An 8,582-nucleotide genomic window follows, 5' to 3' on the forward strand; every position below is an offset into this window, starting at 1 on the left:
GACATGCCCGCCCGTCCCACATTCGCCGAACTCGAGCCAGGCGCCAATTTCATTGCCCGCCACATCGGGCCCGATGATGCCGACACCTCCGAGATGCTGCGCGCCGTCGGTGCGAAGTCGCTCGAGGACTTCATCGCGCGCGTCGTGCCGGAGCAGATCCGCGCCAAGCGCCCGCTCGATCTCAAGAAGGCGATGCCCGAGCGCACCGCGCTCTCCTACCTTCGCCGCATGGCCGAACGAAACGAGGTCTTCGTGTCGATGGTCGGCATGGGCTATTACGGCACCGTCACGCCCAAGGTCATCCTCCGCAACATCCTCGAGAATCCTGGTTGGTATACGGCCTATACGCCCTACCAGGCCGAGGTGAGCCAGGGCCGCCTCGAGGCGCTGCTGAACTTCCAGCAGATGATCATCGACATGACCGGCCTCGAAATCGCCAACGCCTCATTGCTCGATGAGAGCACGGCCGCCGCCGAAGCCATGAGCATGGCGAAGCGCGTGGTGAAGACGTCCTCCAACACCTTCTTCATCGATGCCGACATGCATCCGCAGACGATCGGCGTTGTCGAGACCCGTGCGCGGGCTTTCGGCTATGACATCGTCATCGGCGATCCAGCGAAGGACCTGAAGCCCGAGACCGTCTTTGCGGCTCTTCTGTCCTATCCGGGCTCGTCGGGCGAGGTGCGCGATTATCGCGGCATCATCGCGAAGCTTCATGGTGCCGGCGCTCTCGCCATCATGGCGACGGACCTTCTGGCGCTCGCCCTGCTGACACCGCCGGGAGAACTCGGTGCCGACATCGCCATCGGGTCCGCCCAGCGCTTCGGCGTGCCCATGGGCTATGGTGGCCCGCATGCTGCCTTCTTCGCCACGAAGGACGAGTACAAGCGCTCCATGCCGGGCCGCGTCATTGGCGTATCGGTTGATTCCGAAGGCCACCGCGCGCTCCGCATGGCGCTGCAGACTCGCGAGCAGCACATCCGCCGCGAGAAGGCGACCAGCAACATCTGCACCGCGCAGGTGCTGCTCGCCATCATCGCCTCGATGTTCGCGGTCTATAACGGCCCGAAAGGCATCCGGAAGACAGCGGAACGCACGCACCGCATGACTGAGATCTTCGCCGCAGCGGTGAAGGGCTTCGGCTATGAGGTGAAGACGAAGAGCTTCTTCGACACGGTGACGATCTCCGCACCTGGCCGCGCGCATGCGCTGTGGGCCAGGGCCAAGGAGAAGCGCATCAACCTGCGCTTCGTCGATGCCGATCATCTCGGCGTCTCGTTCGACCAGTCAGTGCGGCGCCAGGAACTCGAAGCGCTGCTCAGCGTGTTCCGCACCGACGCATTGGAAAGGATCTCGATCGACGATGTGGACAAGGGCCTGAAAGACGTCATTCCGGAGGCTCTCCGCCGCACCTCCAGCTATCTCACGCATCCGGTTTTCTCGATGTATCACTCGGAAACCGAGATGCTGCGCTACCTGCGTCACCTGCAGGTAAAGGACGTGGCGCTCGACCAGTCGATGATCCCGCTTGGTTCCTGCACGATGAAGCTCAACGCCACGACCGAGATGATCCCGGTCACCTGGCGCGGCTTCTCGATGCTCCACCCCTTTGCGCCTCTGGAACAGGCGCAGGGCTATGCGCAGCTCTTCGAGGAACTGGAAGCCATGCTGGCAGAGATCACCGGCTTCGATGCAGTGTCGCTCCAGCCCAATGCCGGCAGCCAGGGTGAATACGCGGGGCTTCTGGCCATCCGCGGCTATCACGAGAAGCGCGGCGAGCCGCACCGCAATGTCTGCCTCATCCCCGTCTCCGCGCATGGCACCAACCCGGCCTCTGCCGTCATGGCGGGCATGAAGGTGGTCGTGGTTGCCTGCGACGAGCATGGCAACGTCGACTTGGGCGATCTCCGCGCCAAGGCGAAGGAACACGCGGCAAGCCTCGCGGCGCTGATGATCACCTACCCCTCGACGCATGGCGTGTTCGAAGTGGCGGTGAAGGACATCTGCGCAGCGGTGCATGAGCATGGCGGCCAGGTCTATCTCGATGGCGCCAACTTGAATGCGCAGGTTGGCCTCGTGCGGCCAGCCGAACTCGGCGCCGATGTCTGCCACATGAACCTGCACAAGACCTTCTGCATCCCGCACGGCGGTGGCGGTCCCGGCATGGGTCCCATCGGCGTCAAGGCGCATCTCGCGCCCTTCCTGCCGGGGCATAATGTGGTGACGGGCGTCAACCCCGCGGCGGGGCGCGAGCAGTCACACGGCGCTGTCTCGGCGGCACCCTGGGGATCGGCTTCGATCCTGCCGATCTCGTGGACCTATATCGCCATGATGGGCGGAGAGGGTCTGCGGAAGGCGACGATCATGGCGATCCTCAATGCCAACTACATCGCCCAGCGCCTCGATCCGCATTTCCCGGTGCTTTACAAGGGCCCTGGCGGCTTCGTGGCCCATGAGTGCATCATCGACCTTCGCTGGGTGAAGGACCGCACGGGACTCTCCGTGGAAGACGTGGCGAAACGGCTCGTGGACTACGGCTTCCACGCGCCGACGATGTCTTTCCCGGTGCCCGACACGTTGATGATCGAGCCGACGGAATCGGAAGGCAAGCGCGAGATTGACCGGTTCTGCGATGCCATGATCGAGATCCGCAAGGAGATCGCCGAAGTGGAGGAGGGCAGGGCCGACAAGCTCGACAACGTGCTGAAGAACGCTCCCCATACGCATCGCCTGCTGCTGGGCGACTGGAAGCATCCCTATTCCAAGGAGAAGGCCTTCTTCCCGTTGAAGGGTTATCCGAACGACAAGTACTGGCCACCCGTGGGCCGCGTCGACAACGTCTTCGGTGACCGCAACCTCGTCTGCACCTGCCCGCCCATGGCCAACTACATGGAGGCGGCGGAGTAGAGAGGTCGCCTGAAGCGTCTCGCTCTCAAACAAAAAGCCCGGCCATTCGGCCGGGCTTTTCAATTCGGGGATTTACGAACCGTTCAGTTCAGGCGGCTCTTCACAGCTTCGATCGAAGATGCAATCAGGTCGGCGCCCTTGGCTCCCTTGGTGGCTTCCGTCATCAGCGTCTGGGCTGCGGCAATCGCCATCTCGGTTACGGCGTTGCGCACGTCCTTGACGGCGGCGGCCTCGGCCTGGGCGATCTTCTGCTCGGCCTGCCGGGTCCGGCGGTCGAGCGTCTCGGAGAGCTTGCGGCGCGTCTCGGCGGCATATTCTTCCGCGTCGGACTTGGCTGCGGCGATGATGGAAGCGGCCTCTTTCTCGGCATCGAGGCGCTTCTGCTTGTACTCGGCGAGAAGAGCCTCGGCATCCTTGCGGAGGCGGGCGGCCTCTTCCAGTTCCTTGGCGATGCGGGCAGAACGGGCATCAAGGCCCGAGCCCATCGACTTGAACGCGCCGGCATAGGCAGCGATGCCAAGGAAGATGACGAGGGCAACGAGGGCGAAGAATGTTGCATCGAAGTGCATGGCGTTCTTCTCCCTTAAGCCTTGAGACCGGCGATGACCTGAGCCGCGGCGTCCTTCGACACCTTGGAACCGGTCAGTTCGGCCACGATCTCGGCGGCGGATTCGGCCGCCACTTCGCCCACGTCCTTCATTGAAGCAGCGCGGGCCGCAGCGATCTTCGCTTCGGCCTCGGAAACCTTCGCGGCGAGCGTCTTCTCAAGCGAAGCACGCTCGGCGTCCATTTCGGACGCCATCCGGTTACGGGTTTCAACCGCGATGTCCTGAGCCTTGGCGCGGGCATCGGCCAGCGCCTTCTCATAGGCGGCGACCGCGGCTTCGGTTTCGTTCTTCAGCGTCTGCGCCTTGGCGAGATCGCTCTCGATACGCGCCGAGCGCTTTTCGAGGACCGCAGCCATCTTCGGAAGAGCCACGCGGCTCATCAGCAGGTAGAGCAGTCCGAAGAAGATGAAGAGCCAGAAGATCTGCGAGGGATAGGTTGAAGTATCCATCGGCGGAAAAGCACCGCCATGGCCGCCTTCAGCTGCCGTTCCTTCGGTGTGGCCGGCCTCGGCCGTCGCCGGAGTTTCGGCTGCGGGAGCCTCCGTCTCGGCCTGGGCCAGAACCGTTGTCGATTGCGACATGTGCAACGCCTCAAATGGGTAAGCCTGCGAGGCCACAAGGCCCACAGGCTTCGATTTGATTGCAGGAAGTATTACGTGAAGAGCAGGAGGAGCGCCACGACGAGCGAGAAGATGCCGAGACCTTCAGCAAGCGCCGCGCCGATGAGGGCGTTGGTGAACTGGGCACCGGCTGCTGCCGGATTGCGGAGCGCGCCTGCCAGGTAGTTGCCGAAAATGTGGCCCACGCCGATGCCAGCGCCGCCCATGCCGATGCAGGCGATACCGGCGCCGATCATCTTTGCTGCTTCAGTTTCCATTTCAGTCTCCTTGAATAGCTGTAGTTTGGTTGGGTTGATGGGTGGAAATCAGTGGTGGGTGTGAAGCGCGTCGTTGAGGTAGACGCACGTCAGGATGGCGAACACGAAGGCCTGCAGGAAGGCCACGAGGAACTCGAGCGCGGTCAAGGCCACGGCCATGGCCAGCGGGAAGATGGCCCCGAAAATGCCGACGGCGCCAAGGCTGCCGAGGCTGACGACGAAGCCCGCGAAGACCTTCAGCACGATGTGGCCAGCCAGCATGTTGCCGAACAGGCGAAGCCCAAGGCTCACCGGGCGCGACAGGAAGGAGATCATCTCGATCAGCGAGATGAAAGGCAGGATCACGACCGGCACGCCCGAAGGCACGAAGAGCTTGAACCAGCCAAGCCCATGCTTGGCGATGCCGACGACCACCACGAGCCCGACCACGAAGAGCGCCAGCGAGGCGGTCACGATCACATGGCTGGTGACCGTGAAGAAATACGGGAACATGCCCAGCATGTTAGCGACGAGGACGAAGGAAAACAGCGAGAACACCAGCGGGAAGAAGGCCTTGCCCTCATGTCCCAGCACGTTCCGCACCATGTTGTGGATGAATTCGTACCAGAGTTCACCGATCGACTGCAGGCGGCCCGGCACCAGAGCGCCCCTGGAAGCGGCGGCAACCAGGATGCCCGTGACCGTCAGGACCGACAGGCCCATGAACAGGGCTGAATTGGTGAAAGCAATCTCGTAACCGCCGATATGGAACGGTTGCGTGATATTCTGGATCTGAAACTGGTGGATCGGATCGTTAGCCACGATCAGTCCTCTTCTTCATCATCAAGGGCCGCTTTTGGCGGCGGGTTTGAACCAAGCCGCTCCTGTGCAGCAGGCACCCTGTTGGCAGCACGCGCCATGTTCAGGATCCCCGCTCCGAAACCGAGGAGCAGAAAGACGATCAGTCCGATGGGCAACGTACCGAAAAGCCAGTCGAATCCGTAGCCGATGAGGGCCCCGACCAGTGTTCCGGCGACGAACTCGCTCGCAAGCCTGTAGCCCTTGGCATAGCCAGTGGCACCTTGCAGGCCTTCGGACGGTTTCGCGCTTTCGGCCTGCTCGGACCTCTCCGCCGCGATGCGGCCTTCGAGATCCTTGAGGCGTTCCGAAAGCTCGCCCAGCTCCTTTCGGGTTGATCCTGAGTGCGGGTCGTCACTGCGAGGTGTAGTCATAGAGAAGACCTCCAGGCAAATGTCGAGCGCGCTCGGAAATTCTACCTTTCCAAAGCGGGCGCACCATAGTTGCGGGTCCAAAATGTGTCAAGATATGGATTGTCATTTTAACCCGTTGTTTTATAAGGGGTATTTTCGTGTCAGGGACCGTGCGGCGATTCGCGCGTCAGACCCCGCTCGCGAGTCGGACGATGGCCGGGCAAACGATGCCGGCGGTGGGTGAGCCTAGGCCTTCAGGATGCCCATTGCCGCCAGCTCTGCCCTTAGCGCATCAGGAGACGTGAAGTGATGCGCCTTCATGCCCACGGCCTCAGCGCCCGCCACGTTCTTCGCGCTGTCGTCGATGAACAGGCACTGGCCCGCTTCCAGGCCATTTCGGTCCAGCAGAAGCCGGTAAATGGCAGGGTCGGGCTTGATCAGCCTCTCGTCGCCCGAGACGACGATGTCGCGGAAGTGGCAGAGGAATCCGTAGCGCGCCTTCGTCTCGCGGAACTTGTCCTGGTGCCAGTTGGTGATGGCGTAGAGCGGGGTTCCCTGCTGCTTCAGGTCTTCCAGAATCTCGACCGTGCCCTCGATCACATGGGTGAGGGTTTCGGGCCACCGCGTGTCATAGGCGGCGATCGCTTCGGCATGTTCGGGATGGCGGGCCGTGGCCTCGGCGACAGCATCAGCAAAACTGCGGCCCTTGTCCTGCTCCAGGTTCCACGCGGACGTGCAGACGTTGGCAAGAAACCAGTCCACTTCCGCCTCGCTCGCGAAGACCTTGCGGTAAAGCGCGCGCGGATCCCAGTGGAGGAGGACGTTGCCGATGTCGAAGACAATGTTCATGGACAGGCCTGCTCCAGAAACGGTTGATACATCATGACGGCGTGGTTCTCGGTAATGAACTCCTCGCCCAGCGCTTCGCCGGTGATGGCATCATTCCGGGTGCGCCACAACTCATTGTGGCGCGAATATCCGCCCCACCACTCGTGTTGCATGGCGTGCGCCTTTTCCAGCACGTTGAAACTGTGCAGTGCGGGCCGCTCCGCACGCCACTCGCCCTGGAGATCGTTGCCCTCGGTCCACACGCGAAGCTGATAGGTGCCGTCCGTGCGATTCTCGATCTGCAGGTCGATGTAGTTCCACGAGCAGGTGGCGCCGGAGCCGAAAGGTTGGGTCCGGCCGGAGTCGGGGAACACGTCGAATCCATGGCGCCAGCGCTCGGTGATGGTGAGGTCGGTGTGGATTGTCATCCAGTAGAAGAGATTGGTCATCTGGCAGAGCCCGCCACCGATGCCTTGTTGTACGGTCCCGTTGCGCAGCACCATTCCTACCTTGAAGCCGCGCCGTGCCGAGGGCTTGCCGACAAGCCGCCAGAACGAGAATGTTTCACCGGGCCTCAGCAGAAGCCCGTCGAGGCACAAGGCAGCCACTTGCAGGCTCGCCATCTTGTTGTGCTGCAGCCACATGTCGACATTCTTCAGCTCACGGAGCATTGGTGTCCGGTGCCGGGCATGAACATGAGGCAGCGGCGTGGCCGAGCGCTGGCGGGCATAAGTCTTCGTCGAGCTGTACCACTCGATCCGCCGCCTGGTGATGAACCACGCCTTGCCAAGTGCAAGGTGCAGGGCTGAACGTTGCTTCGGTTTCGGGAGACCCGCCACCTTCACGCCTTATGCCGATTGCGCCACGACCATGGTTTCGGCTTCCTGCAGGTTCACCGAAACGAGTTGCGACACGCCGCGCTCCAGCATGGTTACGCCGAACAGGCGGTGCATGCGGGCCATGGTGAGGGCGTGGTGGGTGATGATGAGGAAGCGCGTCTCGGTGCGCTCCAGCATCGCGTCGAGCAGGTTGCAGAAGCGCTCCACGTTGTGGTCGTCGAGCGGCGCGTCGACTTCGTCCAGCACGCAGATGGGCGAGGGATTGGTGAGGAACACCGCGAAGATGAGCGAGAGCGCGGTCAGCGTCTGCTCGCCGCCCGAGAGGAGCGACAGCACTGTGGGTTTCTTGCCAGGCGGATTGGCGATGATCTCGAGTCCGGCTTCCAGCGGATCGTCCGATTCGATCAGCTGAAGCTCGGCCTTGCCGCCGCCGAACAGCGTGGTGAAAAGCTCGGTGAACTTCTGGTTCACGGTCTCGAACGCGTCCAGCAGCCGCTGGCGGCCCTCGCGGTTGAGGCTCGAAATGCCGCCGCGCAGCTTGTTGATGGCCTGGATGAGGTCATCTCTCTCCTTGATGAGCCCATCGAGCTGGGCCGCTACTTCGACCGCCTCTTCGTCGGCACGCAGGTTGACGCCGCCCAGCCGTTCGCGGTCCTCGCGAAGACCGAGAAGCTTGCGCTCGATCTCGTCTGCATTGGGCATCTTCTCGGGGTCGAGCCCGGCCTGCGCCAGCACGTCGTCCGGCTGGCATTGCAGCGTCTCGCCGATGCGGCGCTCGCAAGCTTCCTGGCGTTGCGTGCTGGCTTCCAGCCGCGCTCCCAGCCGTGCATGTTCCTCGCGGGAGGTTGACAGAAGCTCCTGCACGGCCCGGAGATCCTGGTCGGCCTGTCGCACATCGTTCTCGGCCGTCTGGAGGGCATCGCCCGCGGCCTTGCGTTCCGATTCGGCTTCGGCAAGCGTGTTCATCAGCTTCAGCCGCTTGTCGGCGAGAAGCTGCGGCAGGGAGGAGATTTCGACAATGACGGCGCGGGTTTCTTCCACGCGGTTCGACAATTGATCGATCTGCTCGTTGGCACGCTTGGCGCGGGACGTCCACTGGCTGGTCTCGGAATCGATGGCCTTGAGACGGTCGGTGCGGGCCTTGGCCTCGCGTTCCAGCCCGTCATGCGTGGCGCGCGTTTCGGCATAGGCGGCACGCTCGCGGTTGACGCCGCTGCGGAGATCGTTGAGTTCGGACTGCAGCGCGTCGAGGACCGGGAGGTCGGCCGCTTCGCCGGTGGCATCCTCCAGCAGGCCACGCGCCTCTTCGAGGGCTTCCTCGATGCGGCGCTGG

8 protein-coding genes and 1 pseudogene are annotated in these 8,582 nt (G+C 62.9%); 1 reads left to right on the forward strand and 8 read right to left on the reverse strand.

Features of this window, described 5'->3' with window-relative positions; all coding sequences use genetic code 11:
* Positions 1–3 precede the first annotated feature (3 nt).
* Positions 4–2,907, forward strand: coding sequence for an aminomethyl-transferring glycine dehydrogenase (gene gcvP / locus ACEW8Q_RS20385; protein WP_373505903.1), 2,904 nt, complete (start codon positions 4–6; stop codon positions 2,905–2,907).
* Positions 2,908–2,990: 83 nt separating this feature from the next.
* Here the strand turns inward: gcvP and ACEW8Q_RS20390 are convergent, their stop codons facing one another.
* The 8 genes and pseudogenes from ACEW8Q_RS20390 to ACEW8Q_RS20425 form a co-directional block, all read right to left on the reverse strand.
* Positions 2,991–3,476, reverse strand: a complete 486-nt coding sequence (locus ACEW8Q_RS20390; RefSeq protein ID WP_373505904.1) for an ATP F0F1 synthase subunit B — start codon at positions 3,474–3,476, stop codon at positions 2,991–2,993.
* 14 nt (positions 3,477–3,490) lie between these two features.
* Complete coding sequence (locus ACEW8Q_RS20395; RefSeq protein ID WP_373505905.1) at positions 3,491–4,096, reverse strand: F0F1 ATP synthase subunit B; 606 nt, start codon at positions 4,094–4,096, stop codon at positions 3,491–3,493.
* 71 nt (positions 4,097–4,167) lie between these two features.
* The gene (locus tag ACEW8Q_RS20400) at positions 4,168–4,392 is read right to left on the reverse strand and encodes a F0F1 ATP synthase subunit C (RefSeq protein ID WP_373505906.1); all 225 of its coding nucleotides are present in this window, start codon (positions 4,390–4,392) and stop codon (positions 4,168–4,170) included.
* Between the two features lie 48 nt (positions 4,393–4,440).
* The gene (locus ACEW8Q_RS20405) at positions 4,441–5,193 is read right to left on the reverse strand and encodes a F0F1 ATP synthase subunit A (protein ID WP_373505907.1); all 753 of its coding nucleotides are present in this window, start codon (positions 5,191–5,193) and stop codon (positions 4,441–4,443) included.
* Positions 5,194–5,195: 2 nt separating this feature from the next.
* Positions 5,196–5,603 carry an AtpZ/AtpI family protein gene (locus tag ACEW8Q_RS20410; RefSeq protein WP_373505908.1) on the reverse strand — a complete coding sequence of 136 codons (408 nt, stop codon included), beginning with the start codon at positions 5,601–5,603 and terminating at the stop codon, positions 5,196–5,198.
* A 225-nt stretch (positions 5,604–5,828) separates the two neighbouring features.
* Positions 5,829–6,431: an HAD family hydrolase gene (locus tag ACEW8Q_RS20415; RefSeq protein WP_373505909.1), complete on the reverse strand. Its 603-nt coding sequence runs from the start codon at positions 6,429–6,431 to the stop codon at positions 5,829–5,831.
* Complete coding sequence (locus ACEW8Q_RS20420; RefSeq protein ID WP_373505910.1) at positions 6,428–7,249, reverse strand: VanW family protein; 822 nt, start codon at positions 7,247–7,249, stop codon at positions 6,428–6,430. The genes ACEW8Q_RS20415 and ACEW8Q_RS20420 overlap by 4 nt, the downstream gene beginning before the upstream one ends.
* Positions 7,250–7,258: 9 nt before the next feature.
* Positions 7,259–8,582 (reverse strand): annotated as a pseudogene (locus tag ACEW8Q_RS20425) (chromosome segregation protein SMC); the annotation flags it as partial.

The sequence above is a fragment of the Aestuariivirga sp. genome (assembly GCF_041738905.1).
Lineage (GTDB): Bacteria > Pseudomonadota > Alphaproteobacteria > Rhizobiales > Aestuariivirgaceae > Aestuariivirga.